The 24,469-nt window shown below is 45.9% G+C and carries 23 protein-coding genes; 6 read left to right on the top strand and 17 right to left on the bottom strand.

The features are described 5' to 3' along the window. Positions 1 to 95 precede the first annotated feature (95 nt). From QUA71_RS17700 to QUA71_RS17665, 8 genes are all read right to left on the bottom strand, one after another. Positions 96 to 389, bottom strand: coding sequence for an element excision factor XisI family protein (locus QUA71_RS17700; protein ID WP_333286915.1), 294 nt, complete (start codon positions 387 to 389; stop codon positions 96 to 98). Positions 390 to 1,448: 1,059 nt separating this feature from the next. Beyond that, positions 1,449 to 1,640, bottom strand: coding sequence for a hypothetical protein (locus QUA71_RS17695; protein WP_333286905.1), 192 nt, complete (start codon positions 1,638 to 1,640; stop codon positions 1,449 to 1,451). Between the two features lie 133 nt (positions 1,641 to 1,773). Beyond that, positions 1,774 to 4,734 carry an excinuclease ABC subunit UvrA gene (gene uvrA / locus QUA71_RS17690; protein WP_333286903.1) on the bottom strand — a complete coding sequence of 987 codons (2,961 nt, stop codon included), beginning with the start codon at positions 4,732 to 4,734 and terminating at the stop codon, positions 1,774 to 1,776. Positions 4,735 to 4,798: 64 nt separating this feature from the next. After that, the gene (locus QUA71_RS17685) at positions 4,799 to 5,227 is read right to left on the bottom strand and encodes an aspartyl protease family protein (protein ID WP_333286901.1); all 429 of its coding nucleotides are present in this window, start codon (positions 5,225 to 5,227) and stop codon (positions 4,799 to 4,801) included. Positions 5,228 to 5,372: 145 nt separating this feature from the next. Beyond that, positions 5,373 to 6,005: a 7-carboxy-7-deazaguanine synthase QueE gene (locus tag QUA71_RS17680; RefSeq protein ID WP_333286899.1), complete on the bottom strand. Its 633-nt coding sequence runs from the start codon at positions 6,003 to 6,005 to the stop codon at positions 5,373 to 5,375. Positions 6,006 to 6,193: 188 nt separating this feature from the next. Next, positions 6,194 to 6,892, bottom strand: a complete 699-nt coding sequence (locus QUA71_RS17675; RefSeq protein WP_333286897.1) for a class I SAM-dependent methyltransferase — start codon at positions 6,890 to 6,892, stop codon at positions 6,194 to 6,196. Between the two features lie 821 nt (positions 6,893 to 7,713). Then, the gene (locus QUA71_RS17670) at positions 7,714 to 8,076 is read right to left on the bottom strand and encodes a hypothetical protein (RefSeq protein ID WP_333286913.1); all 363 of its coding nucleotides are present in this window, start codon (positions 8,074 to 8,076) and stop codon (positions 7,714 to 7,716) included. Then, entirely contained in the window at positions 8,052 to 8,252 is a 201-nt protein-coding gene (locus tag QUA71_RS17665; RefSeq protein WP_333286895.1) for a hypothetical protein, read from the bottom strand. Before QUA71_RS17665 ends, QUA71_RS17670 begins: the two co-directional genes overlap by 25 nt. A gap of 667 nt (positions 8,253 to 8,919) precedes the next feature. Here QUA71_RS17665 and QUA71_RS17660 point away from each other — a divergent pair. Next, on the top strand, positions 8,920 to 11,874 hold the full coding sequence (locus tag QUA71_RS17660; RefSeq protein WP_333286893.1) for a TonB-dependent receptor domain-containing protein: 2,955 nt from the start codon (positions 8,920 to 8,922) through the stop codon (positions 11,872 to 11,874). 5 nt (positions 11,875 to 11,879) lie between these two features. Next, positions 11,880 to 13,043, top strand: coding sequence for a PepSY-associated TM helix domain-containing protein (locus QUA71_RS17655; RefSeq protein WP_333286891.1), 1,164 nt, complete (start codon positions 11,880 to 11,882; stop codon positions 13,041 to 13,043). Positions 13,044 to 13,559: 516 nt separating this feature from the next. Here the strand turns inward: QUA71_RS17655 and QUA71_RS17650 are convergent. From QUA71_RS17650 to QUA71_RS17640, 3 genes are all read right to left on the bottom strand, one after another. Continuing rightward, positions 13,560 to 13,796 carry a hypothetical protein gene (locus tag QUA71_RS17650; protein WP_333286889.1) on the bottom strand — a complete coding sequence of 79 codons (237 nt, stop codon included), beginning with the start codon at positions 13,794 to 13,796 and terminating at the stop codon, positions 13,560 to 13,562. A gap of 2 nt (positions 13,797 to 13,798) precedes the next feature. After that, on the bottom strand, positions 13,799 to 13,939 hold the full coding sequence (locus tag QUA71_RS17645) for a transposase family protein (protein WP_333286911.1): 141 nt from the start codon (positions 13,937 to 13,939) through the stop codon (positions 13,799 to 13,801). 72 nt (positions 13,940 to 14,011) lie between these two features. Further along, on the bottom strand, positions 14,012 to 14,350 hold the full coding sequence (locus tag QUA71_RS17640) for a transposase family protein (protein WP_333286887.1): 339 nt from the start codon (positions 14,348 to 14,350) through the stop codon (positions 14,012 to 14,014). 425 nt (positions 14,351 to 14,775) lie between these two features. On the opposite strand from QUA71_RS17640, the gene QUA71_RS17635 reads away from it, so the two are divergent. Beyond that, positions 14,776 to 15,546 carry a hypothetical protein gene (locus tag QUA71_RS17635; RefSeq protein ID WP_333286885.1) on the top strand — a complete coding sequence of 257 codons (771 nt, stop codon included), beginning with the start codon at positions 14,776 to 14,778 and terminating at the stop codon, positions 15,544 to 15,546. A gap of 366 nt (positions 15,547 to 15,912) precedes the next feature. Then, positions 15,913 to 16,359, top strand: a complete 447-nt coding sequence (locus tag QUA71_RS17630) for a hypothetical protein (RefSeq protein WP_190656303.1) — start codon at positions 15,913 to 15,915, stop codon at positions 16,357 to 16,359. 225 nt (positions 16,360 to 16,584) lie between these two features. Here QUA71_RS17630 and QUA71_RS17625 read toward each other — a convergent pair whose 3' ends face one another. Together QUA71_RS17625 and QUA71_RS17620 are read right to left on the bottom strand one after the other, a co-directional pair. Beyond that, positions 16,585 to 17,139 carry a cyclic nucleotide-binding domain-containing protein gene (locus tag QUA71_RS17625; RefSeq protein WP_333286882.1) on the bottom strand — a complete coding sequence of 185 codons (555 nt, stop codon included), beginning with the start codon at positions 17,137 to 17,139 and terminating at the stop codon, positions 16,585 to 16,587. Between the two features lie 331 nt (positions 17,140 to 17,470). After that, complete coding sequence (locus tag QUA71_RS17620) at positions 17,471 to 18,454, bottom strand: DUF1517 domain-containing protein (RefSeq protein ID WP_190656309.1); 984 nt, start codon at positions 18,452 to 18,454, stop codon at positions 17,471 to 17,473. A gap of 440 nt (positions 18,455 to 18,894) precedes the next feature. On the opposite strand from QUA71_RS17620, the gene hemB reads away from it, so the two are divergent. Further along, positions 18,895 to 19,878: a porphobilinogen synthase gene (gene hemB / locus QUA71_RS17615; RefSeq protein ID WP_333286879.1), complete on the top strand. Its 984-nt coding sequence runs from the start codon at positions 18,895 to 18,897 to the stop codon at positions 19,876 to 19,878. 624 nt (positions 19,879 to 20,502) lie between these two features. Continuing rightward, on the top strand, positions 20,503 to 20,991 hold the full coding sequence (locus tag QUA71_RS17610; RefSeq protein ID WP_190656314.1) for a GNAT family N-acetyltransferase: 489 nt from the start codon (positions 20,503 to 20,505) through the stop codon (positions 20,989 to 20,991). Positions 20,992 to 21,291: 300 nt separating this feature from the next. On the opposite strand, the gene QUA71_RS17605 is transcribed toward QUA71_RS17610, so the two are convergent. The 4 genes from QUA71_RS17605 to QUA71_RS17590 all read right to left on the bottom strand — a co-directional run bounded on the left by QUA71_RS17605 (position 21,292) and on the right by QUA71_RS17590 (position 24,374). Next, positions 21,292 to 21,591: a hypothetical protein gene (locus tag QUA71_RS17605; RefSeq protein WP_333286877.1), complete on the bottom strand. Its 300-nt coding sequence runs from the start codon at positions 21,589 to 21,591 to the stop codon at positions 21,292 to 21,294. 204 nt (positions 21,592 to 21,795) lie between these two features. After that, positions 21,796 to 22,731: a sensor histidine kinase gene (locus QUA71_RS17600; RefSeq protein ID WP_190656316.1), complete on the bottom strand. Its 936-nt coding sequence runs from the start codon at positions 22,729 to 22,731 to the stop codon at positions 21,796 to 21,798. A gap of 25 nt (positions 22,732 to 22,756) precedes the next feature. Further along, the gene (locus QUA71_RS17595; protein WP_333286875.1) at positions 22,757 to 23,347 is read right to left on the bottom strand and encodes an L-threonylcarbamoyladenylate synthase; all 591 of its coding nucleotides are present in this window, start codon (positions 23,345 to 23,347) and stop codon (positions 22,757 to 22,759) included. 46 nt (positions 23,348 to 23,393) lie between these two features. Then, on the bottom strand, positions 23,394 to 24,374 hold the full coding sequence (locus tag QUA71_RS17590; RefSeq protein ID WP_333286873.1) for a HemK/PrmC family methyltransferase: 981 nt from the start codon (positions 24,372 to 24,374) through the stop codon (positions 23,394 to 23,396). Positions 24,375 to 24,469 lie beyond the last annotated feature (95 nt).

Genomic DNA, 24,469 nt, shown 5'->3' with positions numbered 1-24,469 from the left:
ATCAGTTGACGTGCCATAACTCATCACCTCTCAACATTATCTTTATTCTATGCAACTTCATGTAAAATTGGTATAACTGTTCCCCACCTTTGTCTCTAGCAAGAGTTGGCGGCAAGGAGTTTTCGGATGCTGGGGGAGCGAAACCCAAGAATGATATCTTGAGGAGACACGCCACGTTGAATCAGTTCTCGATCGATGTAGATTTCGGTACTGTTGTGTTGAATCCAGATTTGATTTTCGATGATATCGAGCTGCATGGCACACCCATAGATGCGATATTCGTCGCGCCATTGGTTGTGCATCACGAGATATCTATCGCGGGCGATCTCGAAGATTAACTGAGCATTTGCGTCATTTGTAGAAAAGTCTTCGAGAAAGTCACAAACAATTTTGCGGTATTCGTTTAGTCTATCCCTTGGTCGATCGCCTCACGAGTTGCATTGTAAATAATTAGTCTGATTTCATAACGTTAGATGAGAGTTTTTGCGGGTTCAAATCTGAAGCAACTCTTCAATACTCTCTAAATTTAGGACAATATTCCTGCTCGGTTGAGCAGTGAGGTAGCCTAAGATGCTGGTTTCGATATCTGTATCACAAAACTTAGTAACCACTGTATTACTACAATGATAGCAATCCAGATCGATGGCATCCACCATCTAGCTGGCTTACCACCATTTCGCATTGCTCGATCGAAGTGGGATTTCTCACTTCCATAAAGTGCTATCGCAACCAACGCATTGATGAGTAGTCTTGAACGATATTCAAAGAAGTTGTCAGCAAAAAAATCTCGAAAAGCTAGACAAATCAGGAATGAGGCTGACAAGATAGCTAATAATCGACCTCGCCACACATAGCCTCGACGAGATAAATTTATACTGTACAAAAATATTCCCACAGAAAAGTTGCTGACAAGACAGTAAGCAGCTAAGACCCCAGGGCTGTAAAAACAGCGGCTTAAAGATACTGCTTCATCAGGAGGTTGCTTCCTATCATCTAAGACCCACAAGGTATATCCCAAGAAGTTGATATGCTTACTCATTTTTATATTTTAATTGTTACGTCCTTATGACACCTTCAAGTGAGGAGACAATACACTCAATCATGTCCGCATCAGTTGCTTGCAAGGCCCGCTTTGCGTACCAAACCGCCTCAAACACCTCATAGTCTGGTCCTGCAGCTCGTCGAGCCGACAATTCAGCAGCGTCCGAACAAACGTCAAACGCAAGTTCGTTCGGAGGAGTCCATAAAGCTGCCTTGCCCGTCCACACAACCGCACTTGCTGCATAGAGAGCGTGTAACTGCTGTAGTTGATCGCGTAGGTGCCACTGCCTTCATTAGCATTGAAATAGGCCTTCTCTTCTACGTCCTGTGCCGAGCCAAATGCTCCGTATATCGCGCTACTAAAGCTACTGGGTCATGTAAGCTCCGTTTCAATGACAACGAGCAATTCATGCAGCGTCAGTGAGCCGAATACCGCGTGGTTCTCGTCCCATTTCTCCGAGTAGGACTCCCATATCGGCAACGATGCCCAACTCGCGGCCAACGCGACTCGCACTTGCGTTGGTTTCCCGAAGTTGGCGAACCCCCATAACCACTCGTCCAACCGAATGCCCTTGTTCCTTTTCTGGATGTAATCCCAAAGTAAACCTTCATTCATCATCACTATTTATGTCGAAAAAGCGGGTTTTTTACCTTTTATGTCGGCTACAATGCGTATTTTCGGAAAAAACCCGGTTTCTAGATCCCTGTGCGTAAGTCCTACCAAATTTAATATTAGCTAACAGCTACAGCCTCCCCCAAAGGATGCTGCTGCAAAACCGCTTGCAAATATTTTCCAGTGTAAGACCGAGAATTAGCCGCCACATCCTCCGGCGTCCCCGCCACAATAATTTCGCCGCCCTTATCTCCCCCTTCAGGCCCCAAATCGATCGCCCAATCGCAGCACCGAATCACATCTAAATTGTGTTCGATTACCAAAATAGAATTACCCTTATCCACCAATCTTTGCAGCACATTTAACAAATGATGAACATCATAAAACGACAAACCAGTCGTCGGTTCATCGATTAAATAAAGCGTCTTCCCAGTAGCGCGGCGCGACAGTTCCGTTGCCAATTTTACCCGCTGCGCTTCTCCCCCAGAAAGCGTCGGCGCCGGCTGTCCCAACTGAATGTAACCCAAACCGACATCTACCAAAGTTTGCAGTCTGGCGCCCGCCCTGGGAATATTTTTAAACATCTCCAAAGATTCCTCCACGGTCATGTTCAAAACATCAGAAATCGACTTGCCTTTGTACTTAACTTGCAGCGTTTCCCGGTTGTACCGTGCACCCTTGCAAACCTCACACTGCACGTAAACATCGGGCAAAAAATTCATCGAAATCACGTTCACGCCTTGGCCGCCGCAAGCTTCGCACCTTCCCCCTTTCACGTTAAAAGAAAACTGCCCCGCTTTGTAACCTCTTGCCTTCGCTTCAATGCTTTCGGCAAACAAATCCCGAATCACATCAAAGACTCCCGTGTAAGTAGCGGGATTAGAGCGCGGAGTGCGGCCGATAGGAGATTGATCGATGACAATTACCTTATCAACCACATCCTCTAGAGAGCGTTCGCCCTTCGTCTTGAGGGCGTCCATATCGGGTGGTAAAGGCACTTTTTTGGTGATATAATGTTGCAGTGACGGGTACAGCAATTCATTGATTAAAGTGGATTTTCCCGAACCGGAAACCCCCGTCACGCAGACGAGTTTTCCCAGGGGAATTTCCACATCGATATTTTTTAAATTGTTGCGCGTCGCATTTATGATTGAGAGAGCTTTGCCGTTGCCTTTTCTCCTTTCACTAGGGGTTTCAATTACTCGCTTTCCCGACAAATAAGCCCCGGTCAAAGATTCCTCGGCCGCCAGCAAGTCTGCTAAACTTCCTTGCGAGATAATTTTGCCACCGTGAACGCCGGCGCCGGGCCCGATATCCACAATGTGGTCGGCCGCTCGCATGGTTTCTTCATCGTGTTCTACCACAATCAAAGTATTGCCTAAATCGCGCAATTTTGTTAAGGTTTGCAGCAGGCGAAAGTTGTCTCTTTGGTGGAGTCCGATGCTGGGTTCGTCCAAAACGTAGAGAACACCCGTCAAACCCGAACCGATTTGAGTCGCTAGCCGAATTCGCTGGGCTTCTCCGCCAGAAAGCGTCATTGCTGCGCGGTCTAAAGTCAGGTAATCTAACCCGACATCGAGCAAAAATTGCAGCCTTGCTTTGATTTCTCTCAGGGCTAAATCGGATATTTGGAATTGCCGATCGCTCAATCCCAAATTATTTACTCGTTCGCGGCATTCCCGAATCGAAATACTGGTTAAATCCACAATTCCGTACTGTCCCAACCGCACCGAAAGCGCCTCGGTTTTCAAGCGCTTGCCGTGACAAACCTCGCAAGAGCGATCGACCCGATACTGTTCCAACTTCTGCTTGATCAAATCAGAACCAGTATCGTCGTACTGGCGCTGCAACATGGCAATCACGCCATTAAAATCTCTCCTCAAATCAGTGCTGCCCTCGCGCTTTTTACCTTCTGCGGTGCGCTTTTGCTCATTGCCGTACAAAATCACGCGCTGGTGTTCGGGCTTTAATCGATACCAAGGAGTGTCGATATCAAACCCGCAAGTATCAGCAATACTGCACAGCAAAGAGAGATAATAGGAATTGTCTTTGTCTGACCAAGGCGCGATCGCACAATAAAGAGGCGCTTTTTCGTCGGGAACTACCAACTCCGGCGCAAAAGTCCGCAAACTCCCCAAACCGTGGCAGTTCGGACACGCGCCGTAGGGCGAATTAAACGAAAATAACCGGGGGGAAAGTTCCTCCATTACCGCGCCGTGTTCGGGACAAGCAAAGTTTTCGGAAAATACGATCGGCCCCTGTGGCTGGGAATTTTCTTCAGTCGGTAACTCTTCAATAATCGCAATCCCCTCAGAATGGCGCAAACAAGTTGCCAGAGAATCAACTAAACGTTCTTCTAAACCGGGTTTTTTAATTAACCGATCGACAACTATCTCGATATTGTGCGTATGATTTTTATCTAATTCGATATTTTCCGAAAGTTCTAAAATTTCTCCGTTAACTTTGACGCGAATAAATCCTTCCGCAGCTAAACTCGACAATAATTTGCGGTGAGTGCCTTTTTTTCCGCGCACAACTGGTGCCAGAAGGTGAAAGCGAGTGCCGTCGGGAAGTGCCATGACTCGATCGCACATTTCATCAATTGTCTGCGGCGCAATGCAGCGATCGCAAATCGGACAGTGCGGTTCGCCGGCTCTGCCGTAGAGCAATCTGAGATAATCGTAAATTTCTGTAACAGTGCCAACAGTCGATCGCGGGTTGTGAGAAGTTGACTTTTGGTCGATCGAAATAGCCGGACTCAAGCCTTCAATCGCGTCCACATCCGGTTTGTCCAACTGTCCCAAAAACTGGCGCGCGTAAGCGCTGAGAGACTCCACGTAGCGGCGCTGTCCCTCGGCAAAAATTGTATCGAAAGCGAGGGAAGACTTACCAGAACCCGAGACGCCAGTAAAAACGATCAGTCGATCGCGCGGCAGTTCCAGATCGATATTTTTCAGGTTGTGCTGTCTCGCACCGCGAACCCGAATCGTATTTTGGTTGTTAGAGTGAGAATTCGTCACATTATGCCCGTTGCGGGATGCACTTGGCTGGCTGTTTGAGGTTTTGGCGCGTTGGGACATGAGAGTAGTGCAAAACAGTGCTTAACCATCTTAGCGCTGCCGATCGAATAGCTGGCATCCAAACTCAAGAATATCCAAGAATTGTCAAATAAGTTTCCGTCGGCCCGTCGGGCAAAACCTTCAAACTTTGATGTTTCAAATCCACTTCAATTCCCAGCGCTTCCATCGGAATCACGCCTAAAAGTGGCGTTTTCCCCTCGGACAATTCCAAACACTCAAAAGTCCCTTCGCGCCCGCACAGCGAAATCGAAGCATCCCGAAAAATCCTCGCCTCACTAATGCCCGTGGCTGTTTCCACAACTACTTGCTTGAGGATTTTCAAACCCGGTCTGGCGATGACATCTTTAGGCAAAAACAAAGTTGTCGCCCCCGTATCCACCACAACATTTTCTAGAGTAACAGACCTCACTTGCTCGATTGGAATCAGACCATCTTCGGCTTTAGCTTCATCCAGCCGATTCGTAATTACTACGGTTGCGATTACTTTTCCCATTGGGGTTTTGGTAGTTGTTTCCCTTACGTTCAAATTATCATAAATTGCTGCTTGAATTATAGCACATATTTCCACAAATTGTAGGGCGATGCACTCCCCATTTTGCACCGCCCACCTGACGAATAGCTCTGGCTAAATCATCAAACTATTGCACGCCAATAAACTTGTGAGTTTGCAAAGATAGCCTGTAACTAGGATTTTGTTTCAGCAATTCCAAAATAATGGGAATGGCGGATTTTTTTGAGTTCCATTCTGGTTGCAAGAAAACCGGAATATTCACATTTTTTTCCCAATGCTTGTGATAAAATTCAACTTCTTCGCCAGTGCTAATCACTAACTTAATTTCATTTGCTCTACTCCAGAAAAGCTCTTGCACCGGATATTTAGGATTGACGTGTTCCTTCGGAGAAAGAGTAATCCAAGCCAGTGGCGAAACATCCTGCCAGCAAGCACCCGAAGTTTCAATACTCACCTGCTTGTCAGCTTCTAACAAAGCTTCAACTAACTCCGGCAAATTCTGGTGAATGAAAGGTTCACCGCCAGTAATGACAACCCTCGGAGACTGCAATTGAGCGAGCAATTGTGCGATCGACTGCGGCACAGAGGGCAAACCTTTGCCCCCATTTTCGTAACCCGTGTCGCACCAAGGACACCGCACAGGGCAACCGGCCAATCTGATAAAATCAACTAAAGTCCCCGTCCAGTAACCTTCGCCTTGAACAGTACACTGAAAAGTTTCGTGAATCGGTAATTTTACCTGCAAATTTGAACCCAGCATTTGCGCCTCTGATTAACTAAAAAATACATCATTCTGTAGGGTGCGCCATCCGCACCTTACTCTATACTTTTGAGTTTATAGGGTGCGGCACGCGCACATTACTCTATATATAAAACTGACTTGTATATTCTTGAATAATTAGCAGTTTGTGGCAATTTTAAAATGAACCGCAAACCGCAAACACCTCTTTAATGATGCTGTTCAGGTTCCATCAGAGTAGCCCAGCGACGTTTCAATGCCAAAGTCAGTCCGTCAGCAATGGGGACGACACTGAGAGTAACTCTGGGATCGTTACGCAATTTGTCGTTAAAAGTACGAATGGCGGTGGTACTTTCGTCTTGTACTTGAGGGTCAGCAACTCGTCCAGACCACAGAACATTGTCAATTACAATTAAACCCCCATTGCGTACAAGTTGGAGCGATCGCTCAAAATAAGCCTCATAATTTTCTTTATCGGCGTCGATGAAAGCAAAATCAAAGGTTCCTGCTTGTCCCTCGGCTATTAGCTTGTCCAGAGTATTTATAGCTGGGCCCAACTGCAAAGAAATCTTATTAGCAACGCCCGCAGCTTCCCAATAGCGTCGTGCGATCGCAGTATATTCCTCGCTGACATCGCAGGCAATAATTTGACCGTTAGGAGGCAGCGCTAAAGCTACGCACAGCGAGCTATAACCAGTAAAAACCCCTATTTCTAAGGTTTTGGTCGCTCCCATAAGCTGCACTATGAGCTCCATAAACTGACCTTGTTCGGGAGCAATCTGCATCATCCCCATAGGATGTTTAGCAGTTTCTTCCCGTAGTGAAGCGAGAATATCTGGCTCCCGCAGAGAAATAGATAACAGATAATCGTAAAGTTGATGTTCTAGGCCAAGAGTTGAGTTCGCCATCGGTTTGTCCTTGCTGCTCACTTTTGATTTTAGATTGTAGACGCGCTGTTAATGGAAATTGGAGACTGTAGAGTTAAATTTGGCACCTATTTTGCTGGGGCTGATGACAGGTTGCAGTAGCAGTGTCTCGGTTACACAGAGGCAACTTGCAAAACGCGCGATCTACTTCCAAATCAGTTTATCTCAGCCACAGGTGATTTAGCACCTCGGGAAAATAAAAATGGATAGAAGGGAGCGTTTTGAGATTGCTGCGTTGCTAGCAGGGTGTAACGCCGTTAGTGATAGCAGTTCAAAAAATGAATGCAACTCTACACAAGCTGCAAAGTCCTACATAATAAGCTATTTCCCATCTCAAATTTCAAATAAATCTCAAATGATATGAGTCGGAGAAAAAGTGACTTCATCCCGATCGCGAAGTAGACGAACTGCGAAAACATAAGTATGTCATTGCCAGTGAGATGAAGCAATCCCAGAGGTTGTGATTCGTTTACATTTTGTTACATTGTCAAGTTTTTTTGTGTCGCTCTACTTAATCGCTAATGAGGAATTATTGAGGACTTACGCACTCCCAAACAAACCAACCGTTTCATTTAACTATTAGACATCTCCAAAAAACAAACTATCGTTGAATTGCACATATATTATAATGGAGCTTTATGTAAAAAAAATGAGTCAACTTCGCGAACACATATAAAGACATCCCTCAGAAACTACTCGGCTATTGAGTCTAGACTATGACCAACTTATAGGACTAATTACTCACGCAGAAAATCTGTATAACCAGCCGAAAAAAGTTCAAGATAATTCTCAAATTCGCATCATCAAAGCAGAAATGCTAAGGTTTCGGCGTGAATTGAGGGTTTTTGCCAAGTGTCTTCGATTCCGGGGGGGATTGTATCGGTAGTGAGCCAATGTATAGCTCCGATTTTGTCTGCCAGCAAGGATTGCACTTGGGGCAAAATCGCTGTTGTGGTGAGGCCGATCGCGGCTTGGGAATCGGTTGCAACTGATACGGCCGTTTGAAGTCGGGCTGCGTGGCGTTGATTGCGGGGCGGGTAATCTGGGACTGCGATCGCCCCAGCGTACAAGCATCCGAAAAAAGCCGCAATATAGTCTAGTTCTGGCGGATAAAGCAATAAGGCGCGTTTGCCGCTAGCACCTAAAGCCTGAAGTTGAGCTGCGATCGCTCGGCTGCGACATCTAATTCGCTGTAAGTCAGGCGATCGCTTTCTGTTTCTCCGTCTTTGAGAAAGGTAAAAGCTAGTTGGTCAGGCTGGTGCAGACACCTGTAGCGCAACAAATCTACACCTATCGAACTGTTTCTAGAGATTTCTCGAAAGTCCTTGAAAAGTTGAGCCATTCTACTTTTTGCACTCATTGCAACCCGAAAACCTTGAGTTTTGCACCAAGCTGATGACCGCGATCTTCTCTCAAAAGGTTATTCTTTAGCTACTGCTAGAACTTATTAATATTATTTCTTGATTAGCTTTTAAACTGTAAGTCTAAAATATTGATTTTGCAAATAGTAATGGATAATTATTTTTGAAGTAATCCCTCAATAGTCATAAGTGGCCTGACAGTACCCAAAGCGGAACGATGCAGTCAATCGACCAATTTTAGGGTATTCGCAGCTTGGAGTGACTCACGCAGACGGCAGTGCCCCCAAAATCGCCAGCATAAACCAGCGTGCAGCTTGATAAAACATGATAAAAATTAGCACTAAGTAAATTTGACTTATTGCTTGATATTAGCAGCAGCCTTATTTTATTTTGATGAGGCTACTTAAAATAATTAGTAATAAATCACTGGGTTGTTGACCGCGAGCCAAGTGTCTCGTCGCTCGTGTCAAAAAACTTGATTCAAACTGCGACCACAGATAGCTGCGCCTGTTACTGACAGGCTTAGTTTTCGTGTTTGCTGAGGTAGATTTTCAGCAGAGTAGGAGTCGGGAGTGCTGTTCTATCGGTGCATTCACTCTTACAGATGGTGTATCAGCTCAAGTTTTTAAATGTGGGGTGTGAATGAAAATGAAACTGCGTGTACCTTTTTTATGTGTAGCACTGCTGAGCGTTGGTATCATGCCAGTAGCAGCAGTAGGGTCAAGGAGTTTCTCTGAGGGCGCTAACTCCGACTCTGCTGAACCTGCACCCGCGATTGCCCCCGATCCGAGTTCAGAAAATCCCTCAAAAGAGAACGATCGCACTCAATGGTGGGCGAGCCCTTCTGTCATCCCGTCCCAAAAATTGATTGCAGAAAAGCCCTCATCCCAAAGCGAGGAATTAGAAGTCAAGGTATCTGTAGAAAATCAAGTCCAAAAACTCAATTCTGACTTGACTGTGGCTTCAGAATACAAGAGAAATATCCAAAAAATCTCCTCAAAAGCAGGCAGGATGCCTCGTTCACAAGGTTTATTGGAGATATCTAATAGTAATCGCGCTTCTCCTAATCCTGATATTGAACCAATAACAGACATACCAAAACTCAACGACATCGATCGTCCTAGCACCAGTGTTGAGGGATTACTTCAGCAATCGCCGTCAAGTTTTATTGTTTCTGATGCTGTGCGAATCTCTCAATCAGTCGTACAAGTAACAGGTGTAAAGCTTAACCCTACTGGGGGTGGTTTGGAAGTCATCTTAGAAACAGAAGCGGGTCAATTACTGCAAGCTATTACCAGAACAGAAGGCAACAGCGCGATCGCCGACATCGAAAATGCTCAACTAGCTTTACCGTCGGGTGAGGAATTTCGCGTTCAAAATCCCGATCGAGGAATTGCTGAGGTGACAGTAACTCAGCTTGAAGGTTCGCGGATCCGAGTCACCGTCACCGGACAGAATGCAGCACCACCCGCACAAGTAATAAAAAGCGATCGGGGTTTAGTTCTCAGCGTAACTCCTGGAAATTTTGACCCAATTGAAATCGTCGTTACCGCCACGCGCACCGCAGAAGTTATACAAAATATACCGCGATCGGTGACAGTAATTACCCGTTCGGAGCTCGAGCAACAAACTTCCTTGTCGCGGAACTTGCAAGATATTATCGGTCGGGAGGTTCCAGGCTTAGGAGCTGCGACTCAATCTCGATCTCAAGGAGGGCAAAACTTGCGCGGTCGCAATATTTCTTTCTTAGTTGACGGCGTACCCATAAGCCCAAATACTCAAGGTCGTGCGCTGCAAACCATTGCTCCCGATGCGATCGAGCGAATTGAGGTGGTTCGCGGCCCCAATGCGATCTACGGAAGTCAAGCCACAGGCGGGACGATCAACATTATTACGCGTCGGCCAAGCGAAACTAGGCTGTCTCAACGGTCAGAAGTAGGTCTGACAGCAGCAGCCGGCAACCGACGCTTCCTAGAAAGCGGCAGTTTTGGCAACTACATCGCGCATTCCCTATCCGGTACAGAGGGCGCTTACAACTACGCCTTTTCCTTCTCGCGAGAAAGCACCGGCACTTTTTATGATGCTGAAGGCGATCGCATTTTTAACAATCGCCCCTTAGATCAAAGCGCTACCTTCAATGTATTAGCTAAGGCAGGAGTAAACCTAGATTCTCAACAGCGCTTGCAACTAACATTCAATCACTACCGTTCTACCCAAGTCGATAACGAGTATATTAACGATTTAAGCGTCAATACCCGCCCGGCCGGAACAGAAAAAGCCCGCGCTTTGAGAGTAGGAGAACTGGAAATTATTGACTCTAACCCCCCAAGAGATATAAATACTCTCTTTAACTTGACCTACACTAACGATCGGATTTTTGGCAGCCAGCTTCAGGCTCAAGCTTACTATCGATCCAACTCTCTAAACTTTTTTCCTACCGATTTTCGAGATGCTTTTTTCCAAAATATTGCTTTTGGACAGGTAGAACATCAAAATTGGGGCGGTCGCTTGCAGATTGAGACTCCTGTATTTACAGCAGCTAATTTACTGTGGGGAGTTGATTACAACAACGAATACAACACCATTGTGCAAGATATTTTCGATCCTGTGGCTTACGATGAAAGCGGCGGTCGAGTTTACCGTAAAATTGACGAACGCGTCGAGGTTCCGCGTTATGACCTTAGCCAGCTAGGTTTGTTTGCTCAGTTGCAATGGGAGATTAGCGATAACTTTTTAGTCAGCGGTGGATTGCGCCACCAGCGCATCGGCTTCAGTGTTGACGACTACACTACCTTCCCAGCCAATGCAGATATTGAAGGCGGAGATTTGGACTTTAACAGCACCGTCTTTAATGTCGGTGCTGTCTATAAAATCACAGACACATTTAATGTGTTTGGTAACTTTGCCCAAGGTTTTAGCATACCAGATTTTGGCAATCTCCTGCGCCGTCCGCCAGCCGGATTTTCAATTGAGGGCGATTTTAAACAGTTAGAAGCGGTAAGAGTTGACAACTACGAAATCGGGGTTCGTGGCAACTGGCAGCAAGTGCAAGCGTCTATTTCGGGTTTTTACAATACCTCCAAATTGGGTGAAAGTTTCCTCTTAGACAATCGCGGTTTTCCAATCGGAATTAACCGCGCGCCGCAACGGATATACGGTGTTGAGGGAACTCTTGACTGGCGGCCGGGAGGGGGATGGCAACTCGGCGGAACTGCAACTTGGCAAGAAGGTGAAGATGATGTTAACCAAGATGGAGATTATTTGCCTCTCAATAGCAGCATTATCTCACCGCTGAAGCTGACGAGTTATATTCAACACCAAACTACCCCGGGATGGCGCAACCGATTGCAATTAGTATATATCGGCGATCGCGATCGGGCTTTTGATAAAAAAGTTGACCTCGCAGATATAGACAACTATCTGGTGGTGGATTACATTAGCAGCATCGAGATTGGGCCGGGAACGCTAAACATTGGTATTGAGAACTTGTTGGACAGTCAATATTTCCCAGTCAGGATTCAACGTGCCGGCGGTTTTAATAATTCCGAGAGGTTTGCCGCTAGAGCCAGAAGCCTTAATGTCCGCTACGTTATCAATTGGTGAAACAAATGAAAGTGCGCCAGATCGCATTAGTTTTGCACCGCTATATAGGTGTGACGGTGGGAATACTGCTAGCCATCGTCTGCTTAACTGGCAGTTCGCTAATCTTTTGGAAAGAAATCAACGCTTTCCTCAATCCCCAAATGTTCCAAGTTGTCCCACAGGGCGATCGAGTATCTGTACAGTTTGTAGTTGATACAGTCCGCTCAGCTTATCCCGATTGGCAGCTTAATTTCATGGAGCTGCCTCGCACCTTAAATAGCGTGTATATAGTGCAGATGCTGTTAAATAACGGCGGGCGTACCTTCATCTATCTCGATCCTTACACGGGATCTGTTCTCGGCTCTCAGGAGTGGGGTCGGACTTTAATGAGTTTCATTTATGAGCTCCACATCAGCCTTCTGGGAGGCAAAGCCGGCGAGACGGTTGTTGGTATCTGCGGATTGCTGTTGCTGCTGCTGAGTCTAACTGGACTCATTTTGTGGCCTGGTTGGAAAAAGCTGGTGGCCGGCTTTGCGATCCGGTGGCATTCCTTGCCTCACCTAATGAACTACGACATTCACAAAGTCGGGGGGATTTTATCGGGTGTGCTTTTGATCGCGATCGCCTCTACCGGCACAGCCATGACTTTTGAAACTCAGTTTAAAAGCGCCGTTTACTCGCTCGCGGGTACGCCAAAACCCCCACAATTAACATCAACTATTGTGGCGAATTCGCCGACAATCGCAGCAGATATTGTTTTACAAAAAGCTGACTTGGCATTACCTTCGGGTAAAAGCCTTTCCATTACCTTTCCCCGCGAACCGCAGGGGACATTCCTAGTGCGTAAAAGACTAACCGGGGACATCCACCCCAACGGTAGCAGCTACGTCTATCTCGATCGGTATAGCGGAGAAGCTTTGCGGGTGGAAAATTCTTTTACAACAAATGCGGCTTTCCGGATTATAATTTCGTGGTTCCCGATACATATCGGTGCTTTTGGCGGGTTGATAACACGAATTCTCTACGTTTTCATCGGACTTACACCGACATTGTTGTCGCTCACTGGTCTGGCACTTTGGCGCCGGCGACAGTGGAGATTAGCTCAGCGGCGGGAAGCAAATCGGCAAATTACCGCGACAGTAGCTGAATCTCAAAAATCTTATCCGATCGCAGAATGGCCTTGGTTTTGATAATAGTTTCTGAGGAGTAAAGTGAAAAGCATAATTTTCACATGACTTACGCTCATAAACCGGGTTTCCTAGAAAAATTGTTAGTCTCTCAACTAAAAATCTACGAAAAACCCAGTTTCTAGCCTAGACCTGCGTAAGTCTTATTTCAGTTCATAGATGACAGTAGCAGCATTTAGTAAACCAGTTTTTTAGATGTTGAGGATTTATTAAATCAATTGCGACGGCAATTAATAGACATCTCCAATAACTGCCAAACCTTTTCCCCGCTTGGTTTCTTGTCCGAAGCTCGAAGCCAGCTTCGGACAAAGAACTAACAGTTAAATAAGGGTTTAAAGACTATATTATTAATCATAAATGCCCATTTTTATGACATTATTCTTACTATTTTTTCCGGTTTATATCGATTTTTTTTTGACATATAACTATTGCACCAATCCGCCATCTTATTAATCCACATACGACCCGAATTACTGGCTCGTAATTGCCAGATTTTCAGCAAAATCTTTCTGCTGCACACTAAATCTTCGCCAACCTAATCATAGGCTCTACTATTATTGTTTTTTTTTTAACATTCTGTTTATGGGCTTTTTTTTGAGCATCTGTAATATCTTTACTTAGAGTTTTTTTGTGACGAGTATCAATTAATAGTTCCCCTACATAAGCTTTGTCCCCTTGAAATTTGTGTTCGGAATTCCATTCTTTTCGTCGGGAACGCCAAATTTTTATGTCCGCCGTTTTTCCAGTTTCTCCCATTACTACATCAACAATTTTTCCCCGTTCGGCATTACAACTATTTGATTTTTTAAGGTAGGTTTTTTTTGCTTACCTGAATAGTATTTTTTCTGCTTTTTATAGTCTGTAAGTCTTTCTCTTGGCTGCTCATAGCTATCTACAATCTACTCAAATTCACTCAATATTTCAAAAACCCATTGCCATTCCGAATCATTTTTTTTACCTGCTCTAACTCTCTAAGCAGGCAACAGTTCTCTAAAAACTTTTATCCATTTGTGAAAGATATAATTAGCTGCTGACTCACTGACTCCAAATTGAACTCCTAATATTTTAAATGTGGGAACATGGTGTAAATATACCAAACTCAGGAGAATTTGAGCGGCAATCTCTAATTTAGGTGGGCGACTACCTCCGCCTTTGATGATGCGAATTTTATAATTATCTTGAACTTTTTTCTGCTGGTTATACAGATTTTCTGCGTGAGTAATTAGCCCTATAAGTTGGTCATACTTTAGATCCAATAGGCCAGTAGTTTCTGAGGGATGTCTTTCTATGTGTTCGCGAAGTTGACTCATTCTTTTTACATAAATCTCTCTTATAATATATTTGCAATTTAACGATAGTTTGTTTTTTGGAGATGTCTATTATGGATGGGTTCAAGCCCGTGTATGTTCCTGGAACAAACCAGGCGTCTAGAAACCCTTGTCTCCCGGAGTATTACTAATCACTAATAAACTGGGTTCAATAGGACGATTTCTTAACTGTCACACCTTATGAATCCATAGCTAAACAAGCTACCCCAAATCTCAACTACCTTCCACGATTGAGGGAGAGCAAGTATTTGTGGGAAAAAACAGGTTTATCGCAACCCTTGATCTGCACTTTTACTCATAACTAATGAACCGGGATTAATAGGACGCTCACTTAACTGTCACAGTTTATTACTCCAGACCTAAATCACCTACCCACAATCAAAACAACATTCCACCAAGGCATCGCTATGTATTACACTTTCGCAGGTTTTGGTGCCGTCACAGGCATATTTTTGCTGCTAGTTTTTGCCATTCTGCAATGGCTGCACGTCTCCGCCGGCAGTTTTATTGATTGGGTAATTGCCATTGCTATTTTTGAATGGCTGTTGCTGATAGTTACAGTTCCCTGGAATATCCATTTTGAAGCTAAAGAAGTTTTAGCGCAAGCCGCAGAATCGACTAAAAAAAACATTGCTGTCGATCAGGAACAAGTCAAATACGTTACTGTATTAGTTAGCCGATCGCTCTTTGCGGCGATCGCACTTCACCTGTTTAGCGCGATCGCACTTTACGCCCTAGCCGCCACCGGAATTAGTGCTGTTGGCTATCTCAGTTCCGGTGCTGCACTGCTGTTAACTGTATTGCGTCCAGCTATCCGAGGTTATCAGTATTTAGCCCAGCGGCTGACAACTATCCGCAGCCAATTTTTGTACCCCCGCGAAGATATTGTCGAACTCCGCAGCCGCTTTGCAGAATTAGAATCTACAGTTAGAAATTTGACCGATCAATTAAATTCAGACGATCCGAATTCGTGGGCGGCTGCCCAAAATCGGGAACGGGAAGCTATCAGAAGGCAATTAACTAATGTAGCTGCATCTCTACAATCTTTGCAAGCGACAAATCAGGCAGAACACACTAAACTCGCAAGAGATGCAGAAAGTGCGATCGCCCAACTCACCGATGACGGACAATTTCTCAACCACGTCCGCGAAATCATCCGCTTCTTTAAAGAATCGTAAAGTCACACGATTTTAGATTAAAGGATTGAATAATTGGGAATGACTGATGACTATCGAGCTTGAGAACTGGCCTACCGTAAAATTCTGGTTCTAAACTGCTATCATTAGTCATTAGTACAATTCCCAATCCTCAACCGGCAATGGCCACTTCCCTATCTTTAGATAGATGCCAAATAGTCGCCGATAGTAAAAATTTAAATAAAAACAGAATTTTATCAGTCTTCAGGAAGAGTCCATCAAGGTATTTTCCCTCACAGCAATTTTTCGCAAACTATAACCAAAGATAGTTTGTGAATGAGCTAGCTTGGGCCTAATATTTAAACATAGCGCAAAGACCTTTTTGAAAAGATAACTCAGGAATAAATCATGACTAATCGCCAACCAACACCGCCCGAGAGAGAAATTAGCAAAGCAACACCCGCCGACGAAGAAATCGAAGCTAATATGGAAGCCCCCCACTACGACAGGGGCATTACTCCTGCGGAGACAGCAGCGCGGCAAGAACGCGAAGGCGCTAACTTCATGCACACAACCACCGAAGGAAAGCAGAAAGCTGCAAAGACTGATGACCAAACCGATGACGAAAGCATTCACACTACAGATGGTTATACAGTAGACAAAGAAGGTCTGGTTAACAATTACGCGATCGAACCGGAAATGTACATCAACGAACCGGGCGATTTGAGAGAAAAAGAGGAAGCTGAAGCCGCAGAACGCGCTCGAATTCTCGCAGAAGTGAAAGATAAAAAAGGCGAGGAAGGAAAACTGACAATGGATGCAGACACTCGCGGTAAAGGCCCGGGCATTATCTAGATTGTGTGGTTGGTAGTGGCGTTTCAGCGCGCGAAATTGCAACTGCAAACCCAAGGGGCGGGTTTTTATAGTTCCGGCAGTTATTGCTCGATATTTCCGGTACAACCCGCCCGTGTTGTGTTTTGCACATCGGTTTTTTGAGTGGAGAGGTTACATCGTACATCTCTCAATTACCGTATCAATGGGCAAGTTTTCACACCCAGCTCAAAAAAGCCTTAAAATTCCTCAAGCTTTAACATTTTCCCTCAGCCAATTAAACTTAGCCTCCGCTAGCGCCAAATTTTCCAGGACGTTAGGATTGATATCCTCTCGTTCAAATTCTGGTTGATATAATTCAATATTGCGACCGTATTCTATATGTCTGATCGTACCGCGCATTCTGTCTGCCAGACACAGTGAAATTCCATAATAAAACCGGGAAGCGAAGCCCATATCGTTTTGAAGTTTGATTACTAACTGCCGCCTAGGAATTGCCAGCAAGTGAGTTTCTTCGATCGCCTTCACCGTTGCCAAAGGAGGGCGAGCGTCAATGAAAGAGACTTCTCCCACCAGTTCTCCGCTGGCTATTTTAGCGAGTTCTCTAGTCCGCTCAGCTTCGATCAAAACGCTCAAACTCCCATTCAAAACAATGTATAGCGCATCGATCTGTCTCCCTTCATGGATCAAAACCCCGCCCGGATCGAGAACTTCCTTTTTGCCTTTTTGGACGATCCAGTTGATATCGTCATTATTTAACTGGCTCAAAATAAAAAGTGCTTTTTTTCTGCTGCTGTCGGCCATAAGTTTTAGCTCTCGATCCCTTCTTCTTTCATATATAATTTAGATGGCGCGCGGTCGCAACTTCTTCCGAAGCAGTCCTCGCTCAATACAGTTTTTTTTATCCTGCCTAACTTCTTCGCACAACCCATCTCAGGCAGGCTTTGCCCATAGCAGATGAATCAGGCTGAATGATAATCTCTCAATACTAGCATTTGTTAAACAATCTTCTTTAACTCGATCGACCTCAAAAAACTCGTGTAAAATTCGCGTCTCAAAACCAATTGGGTTCACCCGCCCAGCTTTGCTGCGGGAGGGGGCGCGGTAGACAATACTCCGCGCCCAGTCTTGCTCACTAAATCGATCGCAAATCAGGATAGCCGGCCAACATATCGTCAGCAGTCAGAGTGTCCCCGTTGGCTTGAGGAGTCCACAGCACCTCAATCGCCAGCAACTGCTCGCTCGATACTCCCCCAATCTGGCGCAAAGCTTGGCGCAAATCTTCGGAGTTTTTCACTGCTGGCAATTGCAATTTACCTTGAGTACCGACAATCACCGTTACCACAATAAATTCCCCGGGTTCTGAATTCAAATCCGAAGCAACCAGCGCCCCATTTTCCTGCAAACCTGGCAGGATATTGCTGCTCCCTGCTTGCCGGAGCTGATTGTTATAATTCGAGAGCGTTTCTTCAGTAAATTTACTGCGTTCTGCCAAAGAAAATTGATTAAACTTAGCTTCGGCTGCTTCCAAACGAGTTTGCACAGATTCAGCGCCCGCGTAAGCCCAGTATTCAGGATGCCGCAGCAGCGCCAGAGTAGATTCTTGCAGCACTTGAGCGCGACCTGCTGCTGTATCGGTATCCGCTTTGCGTGCTAGGGCGTCGAGTTCGGCTTGCAAACCGCGGGCCTCTGCTAGCAAACCAACTTGCAAGCGGGCGACAGATACGGTAGTAGTGGGGGCGCTGTTGCCGAGTTCGTCAGTTCCGCCCCCGGCGCGGCGGAAGCTTTGGACGAGGAAATTAGCGATCGAGATAAAAATCAAAATCGAGAACAGGCCGCCAAACCCGCCGCCAAAGCCAAAAAACGGCAGCAAGAACGGGAAACCGAAACCGCCGCCAAAGCCGCCGCCCGGGTAGTAACCCCCTCCCGACGGCGCGTAAGTGCGACTCGGGGATGAGTAACTGCGCGCTGGAGCACTAAAAGATCCGCCGCCGATGCGTCCTCCGCTGCGGGCAGCCAGAGCTCCATCAGCGTTACCGAGGGCTAGCGTCAGTACCAGACCGATCGCGAATAGTGGTTTCAAAAGGGGTTTCATCTTTGAAATTAGTTGCTTGTACATAAGACCGTTACTATTCGATACATTTATAATTTACAGTCTATCCTCGCTTCTGGGCAGCCTGGTTATAGGTATGAAGCCAGCGAGATATCCGTACCAACCGATCCAACCACATTTACGCCTGAGTCTGCAAACGAGAAAAGCTAGAAAGGACTTGCATTCCTTACTACTTAATTCTTGCACCATTCTCAAGAGCCGGCTTTCGGGCCTGTTCCACAAAGACTGAATTTCCTGTGGGGAGTACGGGTTGGGATCTTCTAGCCCGCCCATAAAATGGTTATTGAGAATGGTGCAACATCTCAGTTACTACAAACAATCGACATCCTGGCTTTTACAGAACTTTACTTAAGTACAGGGCGATCGGCCAACAATAAGCTCTAGACTTTTAAAGAAACGCCGCGAGTCCTCAAAAACAGGGCTTTATCTACCGTAAAAAAAACATTATGTTTCCAACTCACCGCCCCCGCCGCCTCCGCAACCATCCCCAACTCCGCCGGATGGTACGCGAAAATATCTTGACAACGAGCGATTTAATTTACCCCCTATTTGCGGTACCGGGGGAAGCTTTTGCTAAAGAAGTCACATCGATGCCGGGAGTTTACCAGCTATCGGTAGACAAAATAGTAGAAGAAGCAAAAGAAGTCTACGACCTCGGCATTCCCGCTATTATTTTATTCGGCATTCCCGCAGATAAAGACACAGACGCGACAGGTGCTTGGCACGACTGCGGCATCGTCCAACAAGCGACGGAAGCAGTTAAAAAAGCCGTACCAGATTTAATCGTCATCGTCGATACTTGTCTGTGCGAATATACCAGTCACGGTCACTGCGGCTATTTGCAAGTCGGAGATTTAAGCGGCCGCGTCTTGAACGATCCCACCCTAGAATTGCTGAAGAAAACCGCAATTGCTCAAGCTAAAGCTGGTGCAGATATTATCGCGCCTTCGGGAATGATGGACGGTTTTGTCGGAGCAATTCGCCAAGGACTGGACTCCGCTGGATTTGAAGATATTCCCATCATGTCTTACGCGGCAAAATACGCCTCAGCTTATTATGGCCCGTTCCGGGATGCTGCCGATTCTGCTCCGCAATTTGGCGATCGGCGCACCTATCAAATGGACCCCGGAAACGGCCGCGAAGCTCTTAAAGAAATTGCTCTCGACATTGCCGAAGGCGCAGATCTGCTCATGGTTAAACCCGCTTTAGCTTATATGGACATCATCTGGCGCGTGAAGGAAGCAACTAACCTACCAGTTGCTGCTTACAACGTTTCTGGGGAATATGCGATGGTGAAAGCCGCCGCCCTCAACGGTTGGATAGATGAAGAAAGAGTAGTGATGGAAACTTTGACAGGATTCAAGCGTGCTGGTACTGATTTGATTTTGACTTATCACGCCAAAGACGCCGCCCGCTGGCTGAAAAACTGATTCATATCATTTCCGGTTACACCGGAATGATGTTGACGGTTGACGGTTGACGCTTGACTGTTCACTGTCAACCGTCAACCGTCAACCGTGAACTCGAATTTACTATTCCGATGCTAACGGATTTGATATCACTTGATTTGAGATTAGAGATTAAAGAATTGACTCCACAGCACAATCTTCGGGTGTTCCCGTGGAGTCAACACATCTCTCGATCGATAGATGATTTTTGAGCCATTACGGCATATATTAAGCTCTCAGTTACGCATTAAGAATTTCAGAAACCGGGTTTTTTGTCAGTGCGGTGGGCTGTAACCACAAAAAAATTGGTTTCTCTGTAAGCGAACTGTAAACCCATACCAAATCAGTCATTCGCATCTAAAATCTCAACTCTCAAATCTCAAATGGTAGGAATTATAAGTTGGGAATTTTGAGTCAAAAACTTTTTTACAAGATTTACCCCAAAAAGTATTAATAATCACCGAAATTAGTTAGGAAATATGTCTGAATAAAAATAGTTTTGTAAATGGGGAATTAAATCATTGATTGTTCCCAAGCAAAATCAACTATACCCGCTAAGACAGTAAAAGTAACAAAGTTTAGATACAACTTGAAGGAAGATTGAGCATGACATCAACGACTAGGGATTCCAGTCACATTCAATTTTGTATAGGTCGCGATCGCGCAGACATCGCACAGATCCAAGAACTATTTAAAGCCGCCGCCTTTTGGGCGAGGGAACGCAAGATAGAAGATTGGGAAATTGCGATCGCCAACAGCGAACCAGTTGTTACAGTTTGGGATGGCTCACGCGCGATCGGCTTTGCCAGAGCCACCTCAGACGGGATCTATCGAGCTACCATCTGGGATGTCGCCATTCACCCGGATTACCAAGGTGCAGGACTCGGCCGTAAATTAGTGCAAACCGTCTTGAGTCACCCTCGGATGTGCCGAGTAGAGCGAGTTTACCTGATGACAACTTACAAACAAAGCTTCTACGAGCGCATCGGTTTTCAGCAAAACGCTAGCACCACCATGGTTCTTGAAAATCAGCTTCTAGAAGAGAATCTCGAATTAGAAATTAGCAACGGCGAATTGCTAACTGCTAATTGTTAAATAATCACCAGATTGGCACCAAAATCTATAATATGTAGGGTGCGTAAGGGCGCACCTTACTCCCTTTGACATACCTCCTCTCCCTAAAAGTGAGAGGATTCCTTGACAGTTCATTGGGATGCGCTACCGAAGTAGTCTTACCTTCCCTCCTTGTCCGTTTTAAGTCTCCCAATGCCCTGTGGCGACTTTTTGCGATTCAATTCTTTTGTCTTCAGGGATGTAGTCAAACAGTGCCCCTCCGAGCTGTCTAGGTACGCTTCTCACCGTAGCTATTTCAACGTGTCTTGAGCCTGTAGACTCTTACACTATAGAACAAAGCCGTCCTAAAAGGACGGGGTTTTCAACCCAATTTTCTGATAAATAATTTCCTTGTTTCATATTCCCTCGAACCTCTTCCCCACCTCCGTTAAATCTGTTAAATCCTTTGCCCTCTTCCCCACCTCCGTTACCTTTCATATGTTGCACCATTCTCCATAGCCTTTTATGAACAGGCAAGATGCCTGTTCCACAATAAAATTCATCTCTTGTGGAACAGGCATCTTGCCTGTTGCGCTTTCGGGCCTGTTGCACAATAAAATTCCTCTCTTGTGCAACAGGCATCTTGCCTGTTGCTTACAATGGTGCAATATCTCAGTTACATCCCGTAAATTGCTCGTGGCCGAACAGGAGCATCTCATATTTGTAAAAACCTTTCTTCTGGCTCCTTCCTTCTTCATCTTTCCTCCTGCCTCCTGACTCCTGACTCCTGTCTCCCATTTCTAGCTTGGGTGAAAAAGTGAGATGCTCGTGGCCGAACTTCCTCCATCACAAAGTTGCCAAAGGAATAGAACACTGAGTCCGGTTAAAATTGCACTCTTCGGACTCAGAAGGCACAGCCAGAACCTCCAACTTTCCGCTCATCAAACTTAAAAGAGTCTGATTCATCAATAACCTCATTCCAGAAGACACCTGAGAATTATCGCTGCTCTTGGTAACATCACACTCCAAATCGTGCTTCAGCAAATCCCAAGACTCGCTCCAAGCACTCACTGAACGCTGATCGTCCACCCAAATGTGAACGTATCCAGATTCCGGCGAAGTATGGGCAGAAACAGAAATACTCCCCTCCTCCATCTGAGCAACAGCAGTATCTACCAAATTGACTAAAACTTGCCTAAACCTCGGCAAATCTGCCAATACATAAATCCCCGGATCTGGCGGCAATATCTCCAAACGAATGCCGCGATTAGCAGCTTGCAAGTAAGTTAAATCATCAACCTCGTCAAAAACCTTAGCTAACTGAATCGGCTCAATCTCCATCCTTTCAGTGCCGTGTTCAGTTTTAGCAACAGAGATAATTTCATCTATCAATTTCACCAGCTTGAGTGCCGCGACGTGAGCTTGCTCGACAAACTCTCGTTCCTCAGCAGGATCGTCGCACAAATCCGAGAGAATTAATTGCAGCGTACCAATCATAGTGCTAAGGGGCGATCGCAACTCGTGAGAAGTTCGAGCCAAAAAACCCGCCTTAAATTGGCTCATCTCCGATGCCATCTGATAAGCCAATTGAGTTTGCTTAAGTTGGTCAGAAAGGGCATCAAACTTCTCTAAGTGAATTTCTTGAGGAGGTGGGGCTACATTGGGCGCAGGTTCGGGCTGTTGCGAGCTTTTTTGCCGCAGACGCCAAATCAAACTGCTTCCCAAACCCAGCCCCAGTCCCATACCTAAATATATAAAGTCGCTCCAGCCGATCGGCGCCATATTGCTTTGCCTTGGAGTTTAGCTTTTAGCATTCTAACTCGATCGTGCCTTGTCGCAAGATTTCCCAATCGCTGCCACTCCATTTAGCCACAGTGGAAGGCAAACTCGAAGCTGTTGTCGCTGTTAATTCAGAAGGAACTAATGTCACGACTTCGGGAAACTGAGCCTCAATTTCTGTCACAGACTCCAGAGGCGGCTGACCGGATAAATTAGCACTGGTAGTAGCCAAAGGGCCTGTCTGCTCTAAAATCTTTAGGGCCAGGGGAAGGTTAGGCACTCGTACTCCGATTGTAGTTGGGTCGATGGGATTCATCGCCGCCGGGACTTTTGGCGAAGCCGGCAGCACCAAAGTTAACGCCCCCGGCCAATAGGATTCGGCTACTTGCTGCCACAATTTTAACTCTGCTGGACTTCCCTGCACGTAGGGCCACAAGGCCTGGGCCGATGCAGCCATCAAAATCAGCGGTTTGTCTTGACTGCGACGTTTAGCTGCAAAAATCAACTCCGAGCGATCGGGCCGCGCAGCCAAAGCGGGTACAGTATCTGTAGGAAAACTGACGATATGATTGCCAGAAATTGCCCCTTGAACTAGGGCATCGATCGAAACTTGTGTCATGCCATTTTAGATTTAAGATTTGAGAATTTTGGCATATTCTTGAAACCTAAAGACGGTAGGCTAAGGCAAACCGATCGATTCCTGCTAAATCAGAAAATATCTGAACTTCACCGTAACTCCCGTGACTTTGCAGCATATCAGCTACCGCCTCAGCTTGTCCCGCCATCATCTCAATCAACCAAACTCCCCCGGATTCTAAATAATCGGGAGCCGTTTCTACCAAATGCCGGATGCACTCTAACCCGTCAAAACCGCCGTCTAAGGCCAGATGAGGTTCGTGTCGGACAACCTCCGGTTCCAGACTCAGCACCGTGCTGCTGGGAATGTAAGGCGGGTTAGACACCATGCCGCTGACTTGACCTTTGAGAAATGCTAGCGGTTCCCACCAAAAACCTTGATAAAAATTAATTCGCGATCCAAAACCCAAATTCTCAGCATTCAGTCGGGCAACTGCCAAAGCTTCCGAACTGCAATCTACTGCATAAACCGTAGCATTTGTCAACGCAGAAGCCAAGCCGATCGCGATCGCCCCGCTGCCCGTCCCCAAATCCACCCAATGCGATTTGGCAAATTCTCCCCCCCGAAGCTCGGATAAGTTTAAATCTTCTCCCCCCCTTACTAAGGGGGGGTTGGGGGGGGTAAATTTTTGATTGATATTTTCTGCTTCTAAACGGCTTTTAACAGCTTCTACAGCCAAATCGATCAGCAATTCCGTTTCAGGACGCGGAATTAGCACCGCCGACGTTACTTTCAGCGAAAAATGGCGCCAATGTGCAACTCCCGTTAAATACTGCACCGGCACCCGTTCCTGCAAGCGCCGCTGCCACAATTGAGCAAGTTCAGATAAAGACAACTTTAATTCAATTTTTGGCAAATCTTTAAACGACTCCAAACGCAGAGCCAACCTATCCAAACCAGCCAGCTCTTGCAGCAGCCAGTCGATTTCTGCTAGAGGAATATCATAATCGATCGCCTCTGCCTTAGCTTGATTCACCCACTGCCAAAGCTCTAAACCAGAAGCAAACATAAGGCTTTTTAGTAATCGGTAATTGTTAATGGGTAATTCGCAATTGCTAACGGGTAATTAGTAATTAGCAGAAGTGTTGAACGCTTATTGATAGG

This window comes from Microcoleus sp. MON1_C5, assembly GCF_036701875.1.
GTDB lineage: Bacteria > Cyanobacteriota > Cyanobacteriia > Cyanobacteriales > Microcoleaceae > Microcoleus.
The sequence above is the reverse complement of the archived record's forward strand: the minus strand, read 5'-3'. Positions and strand labels throughout refer to the sequence as shown.

Excerpts from the sequence above, each read along its gene's own strand:
- QUA71_RS17595 (WP_333286875.1), bottom strand. The coding sequence starts at position 23,347 with ATGACACAAGTTTCGATCGATGCCCTAGTTCAAGGGGCAATTTCTGGC.
- hemB (WP_333286879.1), top strand. The coding sequence starts at position 18,895 with ATGTTTCCAACTCACCGCCCCCGCCGCCTCCGCAACCATCCCCAACTC.
- QUA71_RS17660 (WP_333286893.1), top strand. The coding sequence starts at position 8,920 with ATGAAACTGCGTGTACCTTTTTTATGTGTAGCACTGCTGAGCGTTGGT.
- QUA71_RS17655 (WP_333286891.1), top strand. The coding sequence starts at position 11,880 with ATGAAAGTGCGCCAGATCGCATTAGTTTTGCACCGCTATATAGGTGTG.
- uvrA (WP_333286903.1), bottom strand. The coding sequence starts at position 4,734 with ATGTCCCAACGCGCCAAAACCTCAAACAGCCAGCCAAGTGCATCCCGC.
- QUA71_RS17680 (WP_333286899.1), bottom strand. The coding sequence starts at position 6,005 with ATGCTGGGTTCAAATTTGCAGGTAAAATTACCGATTCACGAAACTTTT.
- QUA71_RS17605 (WP_333286877.1), bottom strand. The coding sequence starts at position 21,591 with ATGCCTGTTGCACAAGAGAGGAATTTTATTGTGCAACAGGCCCGAAAG.
- QUA71_RS17610 (WP_190656314.1), top strand. The coding sequence starts at position 20,503 with ATGACATCAACGACTAGGGATTCCAGTCACATTCAATTTTGTATAGGT.
- QUA71_RS17625 (WP_333286882.1), bottom strand. The coding sequence starts at position 17,139 with ATGGCCGACAGCAGCAGAAAAAAAGCACTTTTTATTTTGAGCCAGTTA.
- QUA71_RS17640 (WP_333286887.1), bottom strand. The coding sequence starts at position 14,350 with ATGAGTCAACTTCGCGAACACATAGAAAGACATCCCTCAGAAACTACT.
- QUA71_RS17665 (WP_333286895.1), bottom strand. The coding sequence starts at position 8,252 with ATGGCTCAACTTTTCAAGGACTTTCGAGAAATCTCTAGAAACAGTTCG.
- QUA71_RS17650 (WP_333286889.1), bottom strand. The coding sequence starts at position 13,796 with ATGGGAGAAACTGGAAAAACGGCGGACATAAAAATTTGGCGTTCCCGA.
- QUA71_RS17590 (WP_333286873.1), bottom strand. The coding sequence starts at position 24,374 with ATGTTTGCTTCTGGTTTAGAGCTTTGGCAGTGGGTGAATCAAGCTAAG.
- QUA71_RS17685 (WP_333286901.1), bottom strand. The coding sequence starts at position 5,227 with ATGGGAAAAGTAATCGCAACCGTAGTAATTACGAATCGGCTGGATGAA.
- QUA71_RS17635 (WP_333286885.1), top strand. The coding sequence starts at position 14,776 with ATGTATTACACTTTCGCAGGTTTTGGTGCCGTCACAGGCATATTTTTG.
- QUA71_RS17600 (WP_190656316.1), bottom strand. The coding sequence starts at position 22,731 with ATGGCGCCGATCGGCTGGAGCGACTTTATATATTTAGGTATGGGACTG.
- QUA71_RS17630 (WP_190656303.1), top strand. The coding sequence starts at position 15,913 with ATGACTAATCGCCAACCAACACCGCCCGAGAGAGAAATTAGCAAAGCA.
- QUA71_RS17675 (WP_333286897.1), bottom strand. The coding sequence starts at position 6,892 with ATGGCGAACTCAACTCTTGGCCTAGAACATCAACTTTACGATTATCTG.
- QUA71_RS17620 (WP_190656309.1), bottom strand. The coding sequence starts at position 18,454 with ATGTACAAGCAACTAATTTCAAAGATGAAACCCCTTTTGAAACCACTA.